At 39.4% G+C, this 20,222-nt stretch carries 17 protein-coding genes and 1 pseudogene; 3 read left to right on the forward strand and 15 right to left on the reverse strand.

Translation table 11 applies throughout. From position 1 onward, the window contains the following. The first annotated feature begins 39 nt into the window (after window positions 1–39). On the forward strand, window positions 40–1,050 hold the full coding sequence (gene gntR / locus PNIG_RS19145) for a gluconate operon transcriptional repressor GntR (RefSeq protein WP_089369280.1): 1,011 nt from the start codon (window positions 40–42) through the stop codon (window positions 1,048–1,050). Between the two features lie 172 nt (window positions 1,051–1,222). Here gntR and gntU read toward each other — a convergent pair whose 3' ends face one another. Then, on the reverse strand, window positions 1,223–2,566 hold the full coding sequence (gene gntU, locus PNIG_RS19150) for a gluconate transporter (RefSeq protein ID WP_089369281.1): 1,344 nt from the start codon (window positions 2,564–2,566) through the stop codon (window positions 1,223–1,225). A gap of 154 nt (window positions 2,567–2,720) precedes the next feature. Here gntU and PNIG_RS19155 point away from each other — a divergent pair, with 154 nt between their 5' ends. Further along, a complete protein-coding gene (locus tag PNIG_RS19155; protein WP_208619501.1) occupies window positions 2,721–3,260 on the forward strand; it encodes a gluconokinase in 540 nt (179 codons plus the stop codon). Window positions 3,261–3,429: 169 nt separating this feature from the next. Here PNIG_RS19155 and PNIG_RS19160 read toward each other — a convergent pair whose 3' ends face one another. From PNIG_RS19160 to hisG, 14 genes and pseudogenes are all read right to left on the reverse strand, one after another. Further along, window positions 3,430–3,606: a DUF1289 domain-containing protein gene (locus PNIG_RS19160; RefSeq protein WP_086997542.1), complete on the reverse strand. Its 177-nt coding sequence runs from the start codon at window positions 3,604–3,606 to the stop codon at window positions 3,430–3,432. 17 nt (window positions 3,607–3,623) lie between these two features. Then, window positions 3,624–4,139 (reverse strand): hypothetical protein, encoded by a 516-nt coding sequence (locus PNIG_RS19165; protein ID WP_086997539.1) that lies wholly within the window; start codon window positions 4,137–4,139, stop codon window positions 3,624–3,626. A gap of 105 nt (window positions 4,140–4,244) precedes the next feature. Then, window positions 4,245–4,859 carry a bifunctional phosphoribosyl-AMP cyclohydrolase/phosphoribosyl-ATP diphosphatase HisIE gene (gene hisIE / locus PNIG_RS19170; RefSeq protein ID WP_086997536.1) on the reverse strand — a complete coding sequence of 205 codons (615 nt, stop codon included), beginning with the start codon at window positions 4,857–4,859 and terminating at the stop codon, window positions 4,245–4,247. Continuing rightward, window positions 4,856–5,629 (reverse strand): imidazole glycerol phosphate synthase subunit HisF, encoded by a 774-nt coding sequence (gene hisF, locus PNIG_RS19175; RefSeq protein WP_011330107.1) that lies wholly within the window; start codon window positions 5,627–5,629, stop codon window positions 4,856–4,858. Before hisF ends, hisIE begins: the two co-directional genes overlap by 4 nt. Window positions 5,630–6,020: 391 nt before the next feature. Continuing rightward, window positions 6,021–8,396: a diguanylate cyclase domain-containing protein gene (locus PNIG_RS19180; RefSeq protein ID WP_089369282.1), complete on the reverse strand. Its 2,376-nt coding sequence runs from the start codon at window positions 8,394–8,396 to the stop codon at window positions 6,021–6,023. Between the two features lie 310 nt (window positions 8,397–8,706). Next, window positions 8,707–8,862: pseudogene (locus tag PNIG_RS20440) on the reverse strand (SDR family NAD(P)-dependent oxidoreductase); the annotation flags it as partial. 235 nt (window positions 8,863–9,097) lie between these two features. Then, a complete protein-coding gene (locus tag PNIG_RS19190) occupies window positions 9,098–12,163 on the reverse strand; it encodes an efflux RND transporter permease subunit (protein ID WP_011330110.1) in 3,066 nt (1,021 codons plus the stop codon). Between the two features lie 11 nt (window positions 12,164–12,174). After that, a complete protein-coding gene (locus PNIG_RS19195) occupies window positions 12,175–13,242 on the reverse strand; it encodes an efflux RND transporter periplasmic adaptor subunit (RefSeq protein WP_089369283.1) in 1,068 nt (355 codons plus the stop codon). Window positions 13,243–13,806: 564 nt separating this feature from the next. Beyond that, window positions 13,807–14,535, reverse strand: a complete 729-nt coding sequence (locus PNIG_RS19200; RefSeq protein ID WP_089369284.1) for a 1-(5-phosphoribosyl)-5-[(5-phosphoribosylamino)methylideneamino] imidazole-4-carboxamide isomerase — start codon at window positions 14,533–14,535, stop codon at window positions 13,807–13,809. Window positions 14,536–14,568: 33 nt separating this feature from the next. Beyond that, complete coding sequence (gene hisH / locus PNIG_RS19205) at window positions 14,569–15,159, reverse strand: imidazole glycerol phosphate synthase subunit HisH (RefSeq protein WP_089369285.1); 591 nt, start codon at window positions 15,157–15,159, stop codon at window positions 14,569–14,571. Further along, a complete protein-coding gene (gene hisB / locus PNIG_RS19210) occupies window positions 15,156–16,217 on the reverse strand; it encodes a bifunctional histidinol-phosphatase/imidazoleglycerol-phosphate dehydratase HisB (protein ID WP_011330115.1) in 1,062 nt (353 codons plus the stop codon). The genes hisH and hisB overlap by 4 nt, the downstream gene beginning before the upstream one ends. After that, window positions 16,214–17,323 carry a histidinol-phosphate transaminase gene (gene hisC, locus PNIG_RS19215; RefSeq protein WP_089369286.1) on the reverse strand — a complete coding sequence of 370 codons (1,110 nt, stop codon included), beginning with the start codon at window positions 17,321–17,323 and terminating at the stop codon, window positions 16,214–16,216. The genes hisB and hisC overlap by 4 nt, the downstream gene beginning before the upstream one ends. Beyond that, window positions 17,313–18,614, reverse strand: a complete 1,302-nt coding sequence (hisD, locus tag PNIG_RS19220) for a histidinol dehydrogenase (RefSeq protein WP_089369287.1) — start codon at window positions 18,612–18,614, stop codon at window positions 17,313–17,315. Before hisD ends, hisC begins: the two co-directional genes overlap by 11 nt. A 5-nt stretch (window positions 18,615–18,619) precedes the next feature. Next, a complete protein-coding gene (gene hisG, locus PNIG_RS19225; RefSeq protein WP_011330118.1) occupies window positions 18,620–19,519 on the reverse strand; it encodes an ATP phosphoribosyltransferase in 900 nt (299 codons plus the stop codon). Between the two features lie 397 nt (window positions 19,520–19,916). On the opposite strand from hisG, the gene PNIG_RS19230 reads away from it, so the two are divergent. After that, window positions 19,917–20,153, forward strand: a complete 237-nt coding sequence (locus PNIG_RS19230) for a hypothetical protein (protein WP_011330119.1) — start codon at window positions 19,917–19,919, stop codon at window positions 20,151–20,153. Window positions 20,154–20,222 lie beyond the last annotated feature (69 nt).

The following is a 20,222-nucleotide window of genomic DNA, read 5'->3' on the forward strand; positions in this document are numbered from 1 at the left end:
TGTTATGTTACTTGTAACATAATAAATTAATTACCTGTGATGAAAAAAAATAAACGCTCTTCACTTCAAAATATAGCGGATGCAGTAGGGGTAACTAAAATGACGGTAAGTCGTTATTTACGTAACCCAGAGAAAGTATCAGCAACAACTCAAATCAAAATTAAAGCAGCCATAGATTCACTTGGTTATATTGCTAATAAAGCCCCTGATTTATTATCCAATGCCAAAAGCTACTCTATAGGTGTGCTTGTCCCATCGTTAACTAATCAAGTGTTTTCGCAAGTTATTCGCGGAATTGAAGATATTACTGAGCCTGCTGGGTATCAAACAATGCTCGCGCATTATGGCTATAGCCCCGACATTGAAGAAAAGAGAGTTGAATATTTATTATCATATCATGTTGATGGGTTAATATTATCGGAAACAACGCATACCGACAGAACCCGAAAAATGATTGCTATGGCGGATATTCCTGTGGTTGAAATAATGGATATTCATCACACTCCAATACAACAAGCGGTTGGTTTTGATAACGCTAAAGCTGCTTTTGAGATGACCAATGCGCTTTTAGATAAAGGCTACCGGAATATTGTTTACCTTGGTGCAAGGTTAGATATGCGCACACAATTGAAGTTTCAAGGCTATAGCGACGCAATGTTACTAAGGGGGCTTACTCCTAAAAGTGTGATGACAAATGAAGCTTCGTCGTTTAGTTTGGGCGCTAAATTATTGCAAAAAACACGTACTGAACACCCAGATACTGACTGTATATTTTGTACTAATGATGATTTGGCTATTGGTGCTATTTTTGAGTGTCAAAGAAATAATATTTCTGTTCCTCAACACATGGGGGTTGCAGGCTTTCATGGCCATGATATTGGTCAATCTATGGTGCCTCAGCTAGCCAGTGTGATCACGCCGCGTTATCGAATTGGTAACCTTGCGGGGGCTAAATTACTCAGTCGTATTAGTTCAACAGCAGATATTGAAATACCCGATGAGCAAATATGTGATACCGGTTATGTGATTCATTTAGGTGAAAGTGTTTGATTAACTATGTCACTCATAAAGCAACCAAATATTAAACCTAGAATATTGAGTTGTAAGTGAAATATGGTGCTTGCCTCCATCAAACAGTAAAAGCTATAACACTCGAAGTAAACACCGATGCTGCTATTTAAGCACAGCATCGGACATATTCAGGGTTTTGAATAAAAATAATTTATAAAAAGAGGGAAATAATCATAGCTACAATAGCACCCGTTGTACCAATAATGGTCTCCATCACCGTCCATGTTTTCAGCGTTTGCATTTCAGTTAGGCCAAGGTAGCGATTAGCTAACCAAAAGCCAGAGTCATTTACATGCGATAAAACGATTGAGCCTCCACCAATGGCGATAGTAACCGATGCAAGTTGAGCGCCATCTAGTCCAAGCGGCTCTAACATAGGTATAATTAAACCGCATGCTGTAAGCATAGCAACAGTTGCAGAGCCTTGAATTACGCGTACAGCGGCTGCTAGTATAAAAGCTAACATAACAATCGGTAAGCCAGATCCCGCAAGCATATTACCAAGCGCTTCCCCTACACCCGAATCAACCAATACTTGTTTAAATACTCCCCCAGCGCCTGTTACCAAAATGATAACGCCAGCAGGTTGTAAGGCACTACTGCAAATTTCCATTATACGATCTTGAGGCACACCACGTTTTACACCCAGTAAATAAAATGCCATTAAGCAAGCTGCAAGAATTGCAGTAAATGGGTGACCGATAAACTCCAGCCAATGATGTAAGTTAGATTGTTGTTCAACAAAACGAGAGCCAATCGTATTTAAAGCAATCATTAATAATGGCAGTGCAATTAAACCTAGAGCTAAGCCAAAACTAGGCTCGCCCTCACCGTCTCTAGTATTATCATTATTTTGGGCGTGTTCAGGTAGTTCAACATGAATTGACTTAGCAATTAGCGATCCCCAAAGAGGGCCGCCAATGATCATAGCTGGAATAGCAGCAAGCAAACCAAATAAAATCATATAACCGTAATCGGCACCAAGTTGAGATGCCACTAAAATAGGGCCTGGCGCAGGGATAAGAAATGCCTGACAAGCAGCAATACCAGCAAGCAATGCGATACCTATTTTAATAACACTACCACCGCTTTTACGTACCACAGCAAATGCAATACCAATTAAAAGTACCACAGCAACATCAAAAAATAGTGGTAAAGCACATATAAAACCAGTAAAGGTGAGCGCCCAGTTAGCGTTTTTCTCGCCAAAACGATGTAATAAGGTATGAGCAATACGGTCAAGCGCTCCAGTCTCTTCCATTACTTTGCCAAACATAGCACCTAATGCAACCACTACAGCAACAAAGCCTAAAGTGCCGCCCATTCCTTTTTGGATAGTTCCAGCGATCATTTGTGGGCTCATTCCAGAGAATAGCCCGGCTATCATCGAAACTAAAATTAAAGCGACAACCGCGTGTAGCCTTACTTTCATGACTAAAAAAAGTAACAGTAGAATAGAGCCTACCGCGGTTAGTATTAAAGATAAATCTGACATATGTTCCCTACTTAAATCCAACTCAAATTATGACGGTTAACTTGTGTTTAATTTCATATTATATTAAGTTACGCGTAACATGTTGCCAGTAACTTAATATAAAAATTCATTCAAAGCTAATGAATTTTTAAAAAAGTAGAGTGAGATTAGCTAAATGAGCCACATAAATATGGGTCGAATATTTATTATTATGGGTGTATCAAGCACCGGAAAGTCGAGTATTGGTTATGCGCTTGCGAAAAAAATGGACGCTAAATTTATTGATGGCGATGATTTACATCCCAAAGCAAATATTTTAAAAATGTCATCAGGACAACCGCTTAATGATGATGATAGGGTGCCGTGGTTAGAAAGAATTCGTGACGCTGCGTTTAGTATTGAGCAGAAAAATGAAGTGGCCGTTATTGTTTGTTCAGCCTTAAAGAAAAAATACCGAGAGCAAATATGCGAAGGAAATGTGAATATTACTTTTTTACATTTACAGGGAAATTTTGAATTAGTTAAGCAGCGAATGCAAGATAGAAGAGGGCACTTTATGCCTACTGAGCTATTAAAAAGTCAATTCGAGACATTGGAAATCCCCCAAGCAGATGAGTTAAATGTAATTAGTATCGACATTAATAAATCATTTAAGCAGGTTGTAAGCGCTTGTTTTCAAGCTACGCAAACCGATATAAATTTAGCTAGCGGGTAACCTATAAGGTATAAATACAAAAATAATGAGTAATAAAGTAGATACCATTTATTTCAAACGTTCAATAACAGGCTAAATTTAACAACAGTTAGTTTTAGTCTATTATTGAAGTTAAAGTTTTATAACCCAGATGTTTAGCTTACCTATTAAAACCCCAGCTATTCATTGCTTAATCGGCTCGTGGGGTTGCTAAAATCACCTTTTTTTCATCTTCAGATAAAATAATCCACTCAAAAATTTCATCATTGGTACGACCGCAGCCGGTACATAGCCCACTGCGTCGTTGGCAAACTCCAATACAATCGGTTTTAAATTTAGACTTGCTAGTTTTTGTTTGAAAACCCATAAAACCCTATAAAAAAATTATTGTTTAGTAGCCACTGATTTGCCAATTTCTAATGAGGTAGACCACGATTTTAAACTAGATAACGTTTTACCTGTGTAGATTGAAATAACAGGGGTGTTTTCATCAAGTACGAAAGTAGTACGAATCGAGTTTTTTGACTCTTTTTGGCTTTCATGCCAATTACTTTCAAGCAAGCATTGGCGAGTAAAAGCGACAGCTTTTTGATGATCTGTTACAGCAGCCATTTGCTCTTTGTAACTATTTTGACAGCGGTAAATAACATTGTCATGATCAAACGCAGTAATTTGGCACTGTTGACCCACTAAGTGATAGTTAGTGCTCCAGCTATCCATAAATTTTGTGGTTACTTTGGTTGTTTTTAGCGATTCAAAACGGGTATCGTATGCACCTAGTAAGGTTTGAATTTTATTACATGGTGTAAGTTGATCTATGGCGGCTGTTTGCTCAGTAACAACGCTAGAACAACCTGAAATTACCAAGCCAGTAAATACGACAGAGGCTAACTTCTTCATTCAATATATCCTTTTAATTAATGAATTTAGTGCGCTATGTGCTAAAGCACACTAAATAATTTAAGTGTGCTTTTTATAGGAAGTTGTTGGTATTAAAGCTACAACTTACTTATGGCGACCTATTAAGCATTTTACTACGTCTTCAAGGGCTAAGCCTTGGCGTTGTAATAACACTGTAAGGTGATAAATTAAATCAGCCGACTCGTTTGTTAGCTCATCGTTATCGTGTTTCATTGCTGCAAGGGCAACTTCTACGCCTTCCTCGCCTACTTTTTGACAACTACGGCTTAAATCTTCTGCGAACAAAGACGCTGTATAACTTTTAGCTGGGTCGTCGTTTTTACGCGCTACAATAACATCTTCAAGTTGCGCTAAAAAGCTTAGGCTTGGTTTTGCATCATCGCCAAAACAGCTTTGTGTGCCTAAGTGGCACGTTGGGCCTTCTGGGTTGGCAAGTACTAAAATAGAATCGTTATCACAATCGGTATGCACTGACACAACATTTAAATAGTTTTGAGATGACTCGCCTTTGGTCCATAAACGCTCTTTTGAGCGCGAGTAAAAGGTTACTTTTTCAGTTTTTAATGTCACGTTAAGTGCTTCGCTGTTCATGAAGCCTTGCATTAAAATAATACCAGAGCGTGCATCTTGAATAATAGCAGGGATCATTTCACTTTTAGTGAAATCAACTTGAGTTTGGTTGTCGAGTGTTAATATCATAATCTTGCGGCCACTTGGTTATTAGTTAAAAATTGTTTTAGTTCACCAATGTTAATCACATTTTTATGAAAAACACTGGCTGCAAGTGCGCCATCAACTTCACTTTGTTTAAACACATCTACAAAATCTTGCATAGATCCAGCACCGCCTGAGGCGATAAGAGGAATATTACACAGTTCGCGTATTTTACTTAATTGCTCAATATCATAACCGTTACGTACGCCGTCTTGGTTCATACAGTTTAATACTATTTCGCCAGCACCAAGATCTTGTACACGTTTAACCCATTCTTGCGTTTTATAGCGGGTACGGCTTGACGCATTAGGATCGCCAGTAAGTTGGTACACTAAGTATTCACCGGTCACTTCATCGTAAAAGCTATCTATACCGACCACTACGCATTGCTTACCAAATTCATCGTGCAGCTCTTTTATTAGCTCAGGGCGGGCAATAGCAGGGCTGTTAATGCTGATTTTGTCTGCGCCGCGTTCAAGTACGCGAGCTGCATCGGCAACCGACTTAATACCACCTGCCACGCAAAAAGGAATATCAATATGGCGGGCAATACTCTCTACCCAATTTACATCGAGTAAGCGTTTTTCAACACTGGCACTAATTTCGTAAAAAACCAGTTCGTCTGCACCGGCTTCGCTGTAAGCTTTTGCCATAGTTAAAATATCACCAACTACTTCATGGCCTTTAAACTTTACGCCTTTGACTACTTGGCCGTCTTTAACGTCGAGACATGGAATTATACGTTTTGATAACATGGGAAAGTCTCGCAGGTAGTGTGTTTATTTTTAAAAATCATAGCTACTATTCTTTTCGTTAATATTTTGCATTAATAACAACACTAAAAACATTATTGTCGGCAAAAGTGATCTTAATAATTACCTACAGTATATATATATCTAAGCGTTATTTATAGGCGAAATATCTTATAGTTAATTACTTTTAAAGCTATTCAGAGGATTGTATAAATAACAAAAAGTGCGTGTTTACGGATGCTAATTACGTGCTGTATTAATGCGTTAACCTATAATGAACGGCTCTAAGCAGCCGCTAACTTAGCGCTTTTTAGGATATACATAGTGAAGCTGTAGGAATATTTGAGTTTTTCAGTTCAGTTCATTTAAGTTATGTATTGTTAAAATTAAATGCTCAACTTAAATTGACTTGTGGTTGGCTGTTATTAGCATGGTCATGCTTTTTACTTTTATGTTCATACATTCTTTTATCCGCTTTGTTAAGCAACTCATCTAAGTTTGCTGCTTCGTCGGGATATAACGCATAGCCAATGCTCACTGTAATTAAGAGTTCGTTATCTTGCAACACAATAGGTAACTCAATAGCGTTTAAGTATCTGGTTATTTGTTTTTCTATTTGGTTGACGTTTTCAATATCGGTGCTTATAACAACGAACTCATCCCCGCCAATACGCGCGATACAGTCTGTTTTACGGGTAATATCCTTTAAACGATCGGCTATTACGGTTAATACAAAATCGCCAACTATATGGCCGTGAGTATCGTTTATTGGCTTAAGTTTATCTAAGTCAAAATATAAACAAGCTACTTTACTGTTCTCTTGTTTAGCTTTTCTAAACTCACATTCAGCAAACTTTGTTAGGGTGTTGCGGTTTGCAAGCCCGGTTAAATAATCGGTTTGAGCTAGTTTGAGTACTTCGTTTTCAGCGATAATACGCTTTGAAATATCAGAATTAATACCGACTATGCTATCACCATATACTCGGCCATCGGCGTTTATATAACGTATTGTTCCACAGGGCAGTATAATTTTAAATTCAGCATGAAACTTTTCATTGTTTGCTATTGCCTTGGTCAGGCTATTTGTAACACTATCATAATCATCAGGATGAATTGTTTGTGACCACTGAGCATAGTTACTAGAAAAAGTACTCTTTTTAATGCCATAAAGTGTGTGCATCCAGTCATCCCAAATAAGCACATCGGTTTTAAAGTTCCATTCCCATATGCCAATATTAGCCGCATCTGCGGCTAATGCCATTCGATGATGCAAATTATCTAGCTCAATTCTAGCTTCTCTGAGCTCAGTAATATCTTCAGCAATACCAAGTAAAAACTTAGCCTTACCTATACTATCTTTTATAATCACCTTGTGAGTACGTAAATAACGAGTTGTTCCATTTATGGTTACGGGTTCTTCGTTAATTGTTAGCGAATTGTTGGAGTTCAATACTTTGCGATCAGCTTTTACAAAAAACTTTGCTTGCTCTGCTGGGAATATATCAAAGTCATTTAGTCCAATAAGCTGTTCTTGTGATTTACCAAGTAATTTTTCAGCGGCTTTATTTACATGACTATAATTTAGGCTCTTAGTTTCTTTAATAAATAAAACGTTAGGTAGGGCATCAAATATAGTTTGTGTAAAGGCTTCTTGGTTTTGAATATCGGTTAAATCTTTAATAGTAGCGACTAAAGGGGCGTTAGTTAGCTCACTTATAGGGTTGATTGCGATTGTTATAGGAAACTCTTGCCCACAATTTTTGCACCCCTGTAATAATTGACTTTTGCCAAAGTTGGATTGATCTTCATTAAATGAATGATAAAGCTTTGCATGCTTTTTTGGCAGCAATATAGCAATGTTTTTGCCAATTAACGCTTGTTGATCAAAACCAAATACTTTAGCGGTTGGAGGGTTAGCAAATTCGATAATGCCTTGGCGATCAAAACATATCACTACGTCTTGTACTGTATTTAGTACTGCTTTTAATTTTGCCGATAACAAGCTTCTGGCGCGTAATTCCATACTGCCTACTAAAAATAAGCTCAATACTAGCACTACAAATATAATCACTTGGGCAAGTTGTGCGCTGTTGTCATTTGCAAGGTAGGTTGTATGGCTAGATTCAAATACATACATAGAGAGCATACCAATATAATGCATACCCGAAATAGCACTGCCCATTACCAGCGCTGCTAAGAAGTTAACCCGCTTTTGTTTATTTTGCGTTGTTTGGCGTAATTCATTTATTTTTAAAGCTAAACCCGAAAGTGCTACGGCAACAAATACAGAGAACGTAAACAGAATGGGCTCATAAGCCATATGCGCTGGCATTATCATGGCTATCATACCTACGTAATGCATACTGCAAATACCTAAGCCCATAAGTATACTTCTAAACCATAAGTGTTTAAAACGCTCTAAATTAGGGGATATAACAAAACAACTAGCAAATATACTGGGTAAAATTGAAACTAGTGTTATAGGTATATTGTATCTTACAGGAATAGGGAGTTGGTAGGCTAACATGCCAACAAAATGCATTGCCCAAATACCTGCGCCTAAAAAGCATGATGACAGTAGGGTCCAAAAAAGCTTTTCGTTTTTAAGTTGCGCGCCTTTAATACGAGCAGAAAGTAAAAATGAAATATAAGATGCAAATACCGCTGTAAATACAGATGCTAAAACAAGTATGGGGTCATATTTGGCTGTGATCACCGCTGCTTTGAGCATTTCTGGCGTTACAAAATGTAGCGTTAAATGATTAGTCAATGCGGTCCCTCACCTTAATTATAAGCTCTAAGGGCCTATTTATGAATAACTTAAGTATAGTATACAAATATAGTGTTGACCATTAAATGCTTAACTGAAAAATATTACTTTGGGTTATTTTAGTACCGTTAGTATGAGGGTTTTTAACGGGGAAATAGGGTTAAGCAAGTTGGTTATGTTAAGTAAGTTGCGATATAAAATGAGTTTGTTGGATTAACTATGGTGTTAGCTTTAACGTATTGATAATAAAAGTATGAAGTAACATTATTTTAATACTTCAGAGGTAAGCACTTTTTAAGTGCATCAGTACTTACAGCGCGTGGGCCATGGCGCTAATAGCGGGGCTGTTGTTAACGCTCGCCATAGAAGAGATATTAATTATGCTGCCATAATCGCTATTTTTCACGTGGGGAGCCACTAATTGACAAAGTCGGCACATGGTAAACACATTCATATCAAATACGCGTTTAAATTGGCTACTTTAATGTCGCAAGGGTTTTATTTACCTGTACCATCGCCGCCAACAGTGTTAACAAGTACGCCGATGGGCACTTTATTAAAGTTATGAAGCTAGTTATTTATCAACAGCATAGAGCGATATTTTATGTTGTGGGTTGGGTATAAAAAAGCATGCGGCCAGATAATATTTTACATTAGCTGGCCGTATATTTTATTTACTTTGCAATATTTAGTTTATTACCTTAGGCATTAACTGGTGTGCGTTCATCTTTTTTAACGCCCATAAAAATAGCGTAAAGCACAGGTATAACAATTAAGGTTAGTAATGTAGCAAAGAGTAGGCCAAATACTAATACAACCGCCATTGATTGGAAAAATGCATCAAAATAAAGCGGTATTACCCCAAGTACTGTTGTTAGTGTTCCCATCATTACTGGTCTTACTCGGCTATTAGCCGAATCGACAATGGCATCATAACGTGGTTTACCTTGCTTAATTTCCATATCCATTTGATCAACCAATACAATGGCATTTTTAATGAGTAGACCAGATAAAGAGAGCAATCCTAATATCCCCATAAACTCAAGTGGAGTTTGTGTTGTTACTAAGCCAAATACCACGCCTATAAGAGCCAGCGGTACCACAAGCCAAATAATAATAGGTTGTTTTAAAGCATTGAATAACACCACTACAATTAGCACCATAGCTAAAAGGCCAAGTGGTAGTGTTGATGCAAGCATTTCATTTGACTCTTTTGATTGCCCATACTCACCATCCCATTCCAATGTGTAACCGGCAGGTAAGTCAATCGCTTCTATTTGTGGCCTTACTCGATTAAATAATTCAGATGCAAGCTGCCCAGGAAGTGGATCGGCTTGAGCCTTAATTGTCCACATTCTATCTTCGCGCTTTAAAATACCATCACGCCATACGGTTTTAAATCCATTAGTAACTTGCTCTAATGGGATTGTTTTACCTGTGATTTGGCTAGGAATTTGAATGTTGCCTATATCATTAACATTCGAGCGCTCTTTTAGGGGAGCTCTAACAATAATAGGAATTAACTCTTCACCTTCTCTATATTGGCCAACCGTTTTACCAGAAAAGTTTTGTTGTAACGCTTCAGCAATTGCTTTGCGTGTTACACCTGCACGCTGGGCATTAATTGGCGAGTATTGCGGTTCAATAACCCTAACTTGCTGGCGCCAAGTATCTTTAATTGAGAGTGCACCGCCGTCATCAATCATGATTGCTTTCGCTTTATCGGCTAATTCACGAATTACAGCGGGTTCTGGTCCTTTAAATGTTGCCTCAATTTTAGAACCACCTCCGGGTCCCATTACAAAGCGCCATACTTTGCCTTGCGCTTCTGGGAAGGTGTCATCTATATACGCTTGTACTTTAGGGATCATAGTATCAAGCACTTTATAGTCATCTACTTTAGCTAATATTTGGCCGTAAGAACTGTTTGGTGATTCTGCTCCATAAATAAGCATAAATCGTAAACCGCCACCACCAATTAAGGTTTGTACGCCCTCAATACTCTCTTGTTGTTGAATAAAGGATTCAAGCTTGATCATATCTTTTTTGGTTTTTTCGATATCAGTTCCTTGCGGTAACCAAAAATCTACTACCATTTGTGGTGTTGTAGAGGCTGGGAAAAACCCAGATTTTACAAACTGAAATCCCCACATTGATGCACTAAAAGTAAATATCACTACAGCAACTGTTAACCAGCGATGATTAAGCGAGCTAACAACAATGGATTGATAAGCCGCCATAATCATATTAGGCTTAGCTGTTGTAGAGGTGTCTTTATCTTGTTCTTTAAACAAGCAAAAACAAAATAGTGGCGTTAGGGTAATTGCAAATAACCAACTGTAAAGTAAAGAAATTAAAATAACCCAAAATAAATGCCCAGTAAATTCGGCAGTATCACCCGGTGCTAAACCTATAGGTGCAAAGGCCACAATACCTACCAAAGTGCCGCCTAATAAGGGCCACCTTGTTTGCTTTACAACTTCAGATGCTATTTCTAGCTTTTTGCGCCCTTGTTTAGTACCAACCAGTATTCCCTCGGTGACAACAATGGCATTATCAACCATCATCCCTAAAGCAATAATTAATGCCCCAAGTGAAATTCGGTGCATGGGTATGCCGCTAAAATCCATGGTTGCTAGTGTGGCAAAAATAGTCAGTAGTAATACTGCGCCAATAACAAGTCCAGAGCGCAGCCCCATAAACACAAGTAAAGTAACAACAACAATAATTAATGCCACAATTACATTTACTACAAAGTTATCTACCGATGCCTGAACAACCTTACCTTGATGATAATATTCATGCACTGTTATACCAATGGGTCTCACGTTTTCAGCTTGTTTAACGCGCTCATCTACGCGCTCAAACACTTTAACAACGTTAGTACCAAGCACACTGGCAACCCCTAAAGAAATTGCCGGTTGCCCGTTGTAACGTACAAGTTTAGTTGCTGGGCTTTGAAAACCACGATATACATTAGCAATATCTTTTAAATATATAGCTTTACCGTCATTGGTGGCGCTGACTAATAGGTTTTGTATTGTTTCAATAGAATTAATAGAGCCGGTGGGATCTATAAAAATACGTTGATCACCAATTTGCGTATTACCGGCACTTATTACTGTATTTTGCTTATCTAAAATTGAATAAATATTACTGATTGAGCTACCTAAAGTGGCCAAATCTTCACGGGCTATTTCAACAAAAATACCTTCTTGCTGAACACCGGTCATAGCTACTTTAGCAACGCCTTTAACCTGTAAAATATCACTTTGTAGGTTTTTAGCGTAGGCATGCAGCTCATCAGGAGAGTAACCCTCGGCTGTAATTAAATAGCTTAAACCATATACATCACCAAAATCGTCAAATATTTGTGGCGTACCTGTACCTGGTGGAAGGGAAGGGCGAGCATCATTAATTTTATTTCTTAGTTTGGTCCATATAATCTGTAGCTCAGACTTTGTCGGCGAAAACTCCGATTTAATCTCAACTTTTATCTCAGACATACCCGATGAAGAGGTAGACGATATGGTATCAATTTCCTGCAATTCTTGAATAGCACGCTCTAAAGGCTCAGTTACTTCTCGGGCTACCTCTAAAGGGCTCGCACCAGAGTAAGGAACAAACACTTGTGCGGTACGAATTATAAACTCAGGGTCTTCAAATCGTGCCATGTTTTTATATGAAGAGAAGCCAAAGCCTAACGTCAGTATAATAATTATGGTACTAATGAGTTTGTTATTAATAGTCCACTTTGCTAAATCCATTACTCAAGCTCCTATGACTTAGTCCAAGCGCGTACTTTCATACCATCGGTTACATAATTTGCACCGGCACCAACAATTACATCGCCGGCTTTTATACCACTGGTAACAACTAGTTCTTCACCAATACCGTTTACTAAGGTGACAACCGTTTTACTCACGATCATAGATTCACTTACTGTCCATACATAGTGCTGGCCATTTTCTTCAAAAATAGCAAATGTAGGCAGAGTAATTTCATTTGTAGTCGACTTATTATCAAATTCGATACGTAAACTGGCATTCATGCCGGGTAAAATATTTAGCTTTTGCGGTACAGCAAATGAAAACCTAACTTCATAAGTTTGGCTAGACGTATCAGCTTCTAAATTAGCGCGACGAAATGTAGCAGGAATAGGAGTATTAGCAGCTGATTCTAAAAGTACAAAGGCACGGCTGTCTGTACGCGAGTCAACGGTGGCAACAATAGAAGATGGAATATTAACAACCACTTCCATTTCGCCTTTACCAAATAAAGTAACTATATGCTGGCCTGCATTTACATTCTCAAGCGCCTCTACTGGTACAGCGGCTACAATTGCATCATAAGGGGCAACTAAAGTACTGTCTGTCAGTGCTTTTTTTGCTGAGTCATAGCGAGATTGAGCAACTTCTTTTTTCGATTTTAGCTGCTCTATATCTCTAGCCGAAATTACGCCATCTTTAGAGAGCTTAATTCCGCGATTAAAGTCATTATTAGCTGTTTCATACTGTATTTTTGTAGAGTTTACTTCGTTAATAAAGTTACGCTTTTCTAACGATGCCAGTTCGTCACCTTTTAATACGGATTGCGCTGCAATAACATTGAGTTTGTCTATTTTGCCGCCAACTTGAAATGCCAACTTTGCGCTTTTTATCGCATCGACAGTAGCAGGATAAGTAAGAATGTTTGATTGCGCAGTATCTTTAATGGTAATTAATTTAACAGGCTTTGGGGCCTTTTCAATTTTTGTATCTACCTCAGGCTCAGAGCAGCCCGACAGTAGTACTGCTAATGCAATGCTTAGCGTATATCGATTTTTTACTACGTGTTTTATATTCATATTTTATGCCTTTTATAAAAATCAGGTACGCTTAAACTATATAAACCGGTAAACCTACAACAAACTGTGTAACTATTAATAAGCTTGATAACCTTATTACTTATAAGGAGTATCACCATTGCTTTTATTAACTTTCCCAACGACTTATGAATAATTATACCAAATCGATTGAGTGTAATTCTGTATTGTTATGCTGTTATTAGAAGTAAACGCTATAAAGCCAAATACTGCAATTATAATTGTTATTATAATGTTAATTTAATATTTGTTATACAAAGAGTATACTTTAGCGCATATTTTAAGAATAACATTGTAAATTCAATACGTTAATATATCTGTGCGTTAATGTTTTTGTTTGTGCGATTGTGTAACTCAGTGATACAGGTAAGTATATTATGTTGCAAAATTGCGAGCTTGAAAGAGCTTAATATATTACTAGGGCTACTTTAAGTACTGTATGAGGCTAGGTTAAGGGCTTTACCTGAGGTGTTGCTATTAAGAATTAAGTTAATGAATAAAAGCACAGTATAGGCACTGTGCTTGTATATATATTAGTAAAGTGCCTTAGCGTGTTACTGCTAGTGCTTGCTCGACACTAAATGCGCCATCGAGCAGTGATTTACCTAAAATAATACCGCCAATCCCCAGCTCTTTGAGCTTTTTAATGTCATCAAGAGAACTTACGCCACCAGATGCTTGTACTTTAATAGTTGGGTTATGCTTAATTAAATCCTCGTACAGCGCGAACGATGGGCCGGTCATGGTGCCATCCTTACTGATGTCCGTACATAAAAAGTCAATAACACCTAAGTTAGCATAAAAATCTACTAGCTCAAGTAAACCAAACTCAGATTCAGTTAGCCAACCATGGGTTGCCGGTGCCCAGCCAGTGGCTGTTTTATTTACATCAAGGGCAATAACAAAGTGCTCAGCGCCAAATTGCTCGATCCAGGCTTTAACTTGTTCGCGTTTTTCAACCGCCATTGAGCCAATAACCACTTGGCTTGCGCCGGCTTTTAGCCAATCACTTACATCTTGCTCACAGCGAATGCCACCGCCAACTTGATACGGCACATTAAGTGCTTTTGTAGCCGCTTGAATGTGTTGCCACTGTTTTTTACTTGGATCGCGGGCACCTTCTAAATCAACTAAGTGAAGTTTACCTGCGCCGCTGTCGGCGTATTCTTTTAAACGCGCGCCTAACTCGAATGGGTAAAACTGTACAGTCTCGTATTTGCCTTGATATAAGCGCACAATTTGATTTTGTAATACGTCTAATGCTGGAATAATCACAGTGTGTCTCTTTATTAATAGATGAGTGGCAGCCTATAGCTGCCAATCAACAAAATTTTGTAATAAACGTGCGCCTATTTTAGCGCTGCGCTCTGGGTGAAACTGCATGCCGGCATAGTTATCTTTAGCTACTATGGCCGAAAAACGTTGTCCGTACTCGCCACTTACTAATGTGGCGTTGTTTACCGTGTGCGCAAAGCTGTGTACAAAGTACACTTGCTCGTCGGGTTTTAGTCCTTTCGTTAAGGCATGCTCTTTATTAATGGTTAAATTGTTCCAGCCCATATGCGGTGATGTAAGTTGGCCTACATCAAGCGCTGTTACATGGCCAGGTATTTTACCTAAGCACTGCACGTTACCTTCTTCGGTGCTTTCGCACAGTAACTGCATACCTAAGCAAATACCCATTAGCGGGCGCTGGTATTCGTTTATAGCGTGTTGCCAACCGTTATCTACTAAGCGTTTCATGGCAACCGAAGCATGGCCAACACCGGGTAATATAGCGCGCTCAAAACCCGCTAACTGCTCTGGAGAGGTAATTACAGTTGGCGTTTGTCCTAAACGTTCAAAGGCAAAACGGACTGAGTTTATATTAGCGCACCCGGTATTTATTATCGCAATCATAAACACCCTTTAGAGCTAGCAGTTTGCTGGCTAATATCTTGCGCTATTGCCATGCGCAGTGCGCGAGAAAATGCTTTAAATAACCCCTCTACTTGATGATGGCAGTTACCGTCGCTTACCGATAAAATTAGGCTAATTGCGGCGTTATCGCTTAAGCTTTTGAAAAAATGCTCAACCATTTGTACATCTAAATCGCCTGCTTTTTCGCGGCTAAAATTAGCGTTAAGTACAAACGAAGCACGCCCCGATAAATCAATTTGTGCTTCGGCTTTACATTCATCCATTGGCAGGGCAAAACCATATCGAGCAATTTGCGATTTAGTGCCTAAGGCTTGTTTAAGTGCAACACCTAGAGCAATACCTATGTCTTCAACAAGGTGGTGCTCGTCTATGTGCAAATCGCCTTTGGCTTTAATGTTTAAACCAATGTTGGCGTGGGTGCGAATTTGATCAAGCATATGATCAAAAAAGCCAAGGCCGGTATCTATACTGCCGTTTTTAGTTTGATCTAAGTTTATTGCTACATCTATTTGAGTTTCTTTGGTATTACGTGTAACGCGGCCCTCGCGGTTTGCGGTGGTTAGTTTAGTAACTATTGCACTCCAATCGCCATCGTACAAAATACCTTCGCAACATAAATTTTGTGCCAGGCCTATATCAGTTTCACGGTCGCCAATTACAAAAGAGCGCGCTAAATCTACTTTGCCTGAGCGCATTAGCTCGGTAAGTAAACCTGTTTTAGGTTTACGGCAATCGCAGTTTTGCTCGTCAAAGTGTGGGCAAATTAATACCTCGTCAAAGTTAATGCCTTGGCTTTGTAGTATGTCCATCATTTTGTTTTGGGCTAGATCAAAATCCTGTGTAGGAAAGCTGTCGGTGCCTAAACCATCTTGGTTAGATACCATTACTAAGCGATAGCCTGCTGCTTGTAATTGTAATAATGCGGGCATTACACCGGGTAAAAACGCCAGCTTTTCAAGGCTGTCTACCTGTTTATCGGTAATTGGCTCTTCAATTATGGTGCCGTCGCGGTCAATAAATAAATAGGGGTTACTCATGATACTTCCTGTTGTGCTGAAATTGCTGAGGCTGTTGGCAATGCTAGGCCATCAAGCCAAATTTTTACTTGTTTAAGTTCTTGTTCGCTACCAATTGAAATGCGTAGCCAGTCGCTTTCACCATATAAGGTAAAAGCGCGCATAACCAAACCTTGCTCAAGTGCGATTTTAAAATAGTTTTTATCGGCTAACTTTAAAGTAACAAAGTTACCTTCACCAGTGAGAATTTTTAATACAGCAGGCGATTCACTTAGCCACTGTACAAGTTTAGCTTTTAAAGCGTTTAAAATAATCACTTGGCGGCGCATTGAGGTAATTGCATCGGGAGCAATTGCTTGCGCTGCAATACTTGCTACTACGCCAGATACCGGATACGGCGCTATTACTTTACGAATTGGCGCAAGAGTTGCTGCTTGTGCAAGCGTAAAACCGGTTCTAAGGCCTGCCAGTGCAAATGCTTTTGAAAGGGTACGTAGCACCACTACATTACTAAATTGGTTTATTAATTTTGTAGCGCTTTGCTCTGGGCAAAATTCTATATAGGCTTCATCAACAATAACCAATGCTTTATCTGCAAGTGCTGTTGCAATTGCGGTCACTTTATCAAGTGGGGTTAAGCTGCCTGTGGGGTTATTTGGGTTACAAATAAATACCAATTTTGAGCTGCCAACCGCATCTACTATTTCATCAACACTGCCATTTAATAATAGCGCTTGTGTTAGTGCGTTAATGGCGACATTGTGTGTATCGGCAGTGACTTTATACATGCCGTAAGTTGGCAAAAATAGCGCAATGCTGTCTTTTGCGCTTTCGCAGTATGTTCGCACTAAAAGCTCTATGCCTTCGTCGGCACCACGGGTCATTAGCACGTTTTCGCTTTCAAGCTCTGCATACGCCGCGTAGCGATCAATAACCAGTTGTGGTTGTGGATCTGGATAGCGGTTTAAATCTTCAACACTCAGCTGGATGGTTTTAGCATACGGACTTTCGTTGGCATTTAACCAAGTTGTGCCGCTTAACTTTTCACTTTTAGCTGAGCTGTAAGCAGCAAGCGCTGCAATATTTGCTGGTAATAAGTTATTAGCTTGCGTGCTCTCATTGCTCATTTTTAATTGCCTCTAAGCGAATTGAAACCGCATTTGCGTGAGCATCAAGGCCCTCGGCATTTGCAAGGGGTAAAATAGCTTTTGAAAGCTGGGTTAAACCACTTTTAGTAATTGTTTGGACTGTGTAGGTGCGAAAAAAATCAAGTAAGTTCAAGCTAGAATAGCTTGCGCTATAACCATAGGTTGGCAATACGTGATTAGTACCTGATGCATAATCGCCTGCCGATTCAGGCGTATAATCGCCCACAAATACTGAGCCCGCATTTTTAACTTTATCTAGGTAGGGTGTGGAGTCTGCTAGTTGCAAAATTAAGTGCTCAGGGCCGTACTGCGCTGATACGTCAAACGCTTGTGCGATTGAGTCAACTAAAATAAGTGACGAGTTAGCCAAGGCTTGCTCGGCGGTTTCTTTGCGGCTTAATTTAGCAAGTTGGCGAGTAAGCGCCTGCTGAGTTTGTTCTATAATACTTTCGCTGTTACATAATAAAATAACTTGCGAGTCAGCACCGTGCTCTGCTTGTGAGAGTAAATCGGCGGCTATAAATTCTGGATTTGCACGTTCATCTGCAATAACTAATACTTCAGATGGGCCTGCAGGCATATCAATGGCCATGCCAGGTACAGTTTGCGCCACAAGTTGCTTAGCCATAGTGACAAAGCTATTACCTGGGCCAAAAATTTTATTCACTTTAGGCACTGACTCTGTGCCATAAGCCATTGCTGCAATTGCGCCTGCGCCACCACTTTCTATTAGCGTGGTAATGCCGCATAATTTTGCTGCGTATAAAATAGCGGGGTTAATGGCTTTATCGCCTTGTACGGGGGTAGCAAGTACAACGGTTTTTGCACCGCTTAATTGGGCTAATACACCTTGCATAATAACCGACGATGGCAGTGGAGCACTGCCACCGGGTACATATATACCAACAGCTTCGATGGCTTGATATTTCAGTTCACACACAACGCCCGGTTGGGTCGATAATTTAATACCTTTAGGTAATTGCGCTTCATGAAAACATTTTACATTTGCATAAGCGGTATCAATGGCATACTTAAGCTCTGCACTGAGCGCCTGCTCAGATGCGTTTATTTCATCAAGCGGCACACGTAAACGTGGATTCGCTCTATTATCAAACTCTTTAGCCATGTCCAGCAAAGCCTCGTCGCCTTGCTCTTTTACTTTAGCTAAAATAGTTTTACATATAGCTTCAACCTTAGCGCTGGCCGAAACCGCAGGGCGTGTTAGCGCCGCTGCTTGTGCTTGTGAAGATTCCTCATTCCAACGAAGCATGTTACTTACTCCATCATTTTTTCAATAGGCATAACTAAAATTGAGTTAGCACCTAGGGCTTTTAGCTGCTCCATGGTTTCCCAAAATAAAGTTTCGCTGCTTACCATGTGCAGTGCTACATAATCATCACTACCGGCAAGGGCAAGTAGGGTAGGTTGACCAGAGCCAGGCAAAATTTCGCAAATTTCTTCAAGCTTATTTTTTGGCGCGTGTAGCATGATGTATTTGCTTTCTTTAGCTTGTCTAACACCACGTAGGCGCGGCATAAGCTTATTAATAAGTGCTAATTTATCGGTATCTTGTAGGTCTTTATTTTGAATTAAACAAGCGTTTGATTCTAAAATAGTATCGCCTTGCATTAATCCATTCGCTTCAAGCGTTGCGCCAGTAGAAACCAAGTCACAAATTGCATCAGCAAGGCCTGCACGTGGTGCTACTTCAACCGAGCCGGTAAGCATAACCGTGCTCGCGTTAATGCCTTCGCGTTTTAAGTACTGTTTTAAAATTTCAGGGTAGGTTGTAGCAATGCGCTTGCCTTCAAACCAGCTCTTGTCTTGCTTACCAAGCTCTTGTGGCCACGCTAGTGCTAGGCGGCAGTAGCCAAAGTCTAGTTTAGACAGTTTAGTTACTTCGCTTGGGATACCTTGGCGTAAACGCTCAGCTTGCACTTCTACTAGTACGTTTTCACCCACTATACCTAAATCACATACGCCTTCCATTACTAAGCCCGGAATATCGTCATCGCGCACACGTAATACATCAATTGGCATATTAGTTGAGTGTGCAATTAAGCGTTGTTCACGAAGGTTAAGTTTGATACCTAGCTGTTTAAGTAGCTCTTGGCAATCTTTTGAAAGGCGGCCGCCCTTTTGGATGGCGATACGTAGACGATTACTGTTGTTCATTATTCATTTTCCTTTAATTTAAAAACTAAAAACCCCGAGGCGGAACCTCAGGGCGAAAATGAATCAATTTTTTATGACTCGCCAGAGGTTCCTTTTAGGAATAACCTCTCAGCGAAAGACCTGACAGGTTATTCCGATGAATGGTGGTGATGTACTGATGTCAGGTTTAAGCGCATTTTATTGTCCTATTTAACAAACGTTTATATAGTTAACGTGTGTTGTTATGTATCTCGATTTGTGCGTATTATAAAAACATAAAGCAGCATAATATGGCAAGCCTTTTTTTACATAATTAAAGAATATGTTATAACCGCCGATATAAACTAGGATTAATGTATATTAACTTAAGCTTTAAAAGCTCAAACCATAAATTGATTTTGGTATTGAAGGAGGATGTATGGATATTATGATCCCCTACTTAGGGCCAATTACGCGTTTAGCGCTCGAGCCTAAAGGGGCTTTTTATATTGCGGGCGTAAAACAAGGTGCGAGTACTGACAAAGTCGCATTAGACGAGCGTAAAAAACGTGAGTTAGAAAAAAAACAAAAGCTTTCACTTATCAACGAAAACACCGATAACTCGGGTATTAAAAAAGATGAAGACGGTACGCCGCACCTAGATACATGGGCATAAGTTGTTAAGCTGCGTTATTAAGCGCAGCTACAAAACAGATCAAATACGCCCCAAAGTAGGCGCTATTTG

Origin of the sequence: Pseudoalteromonas nigrifaciens, assembly GCF_002221505.1 — a bacterium.
GTDB lineage: Bacteria > Pseudomonadota > Gammaproteobacteria > Enterobacterales > Alteromonadaceae > Pseudoalteromonas > Pseudoalteromonas nigrifaciens.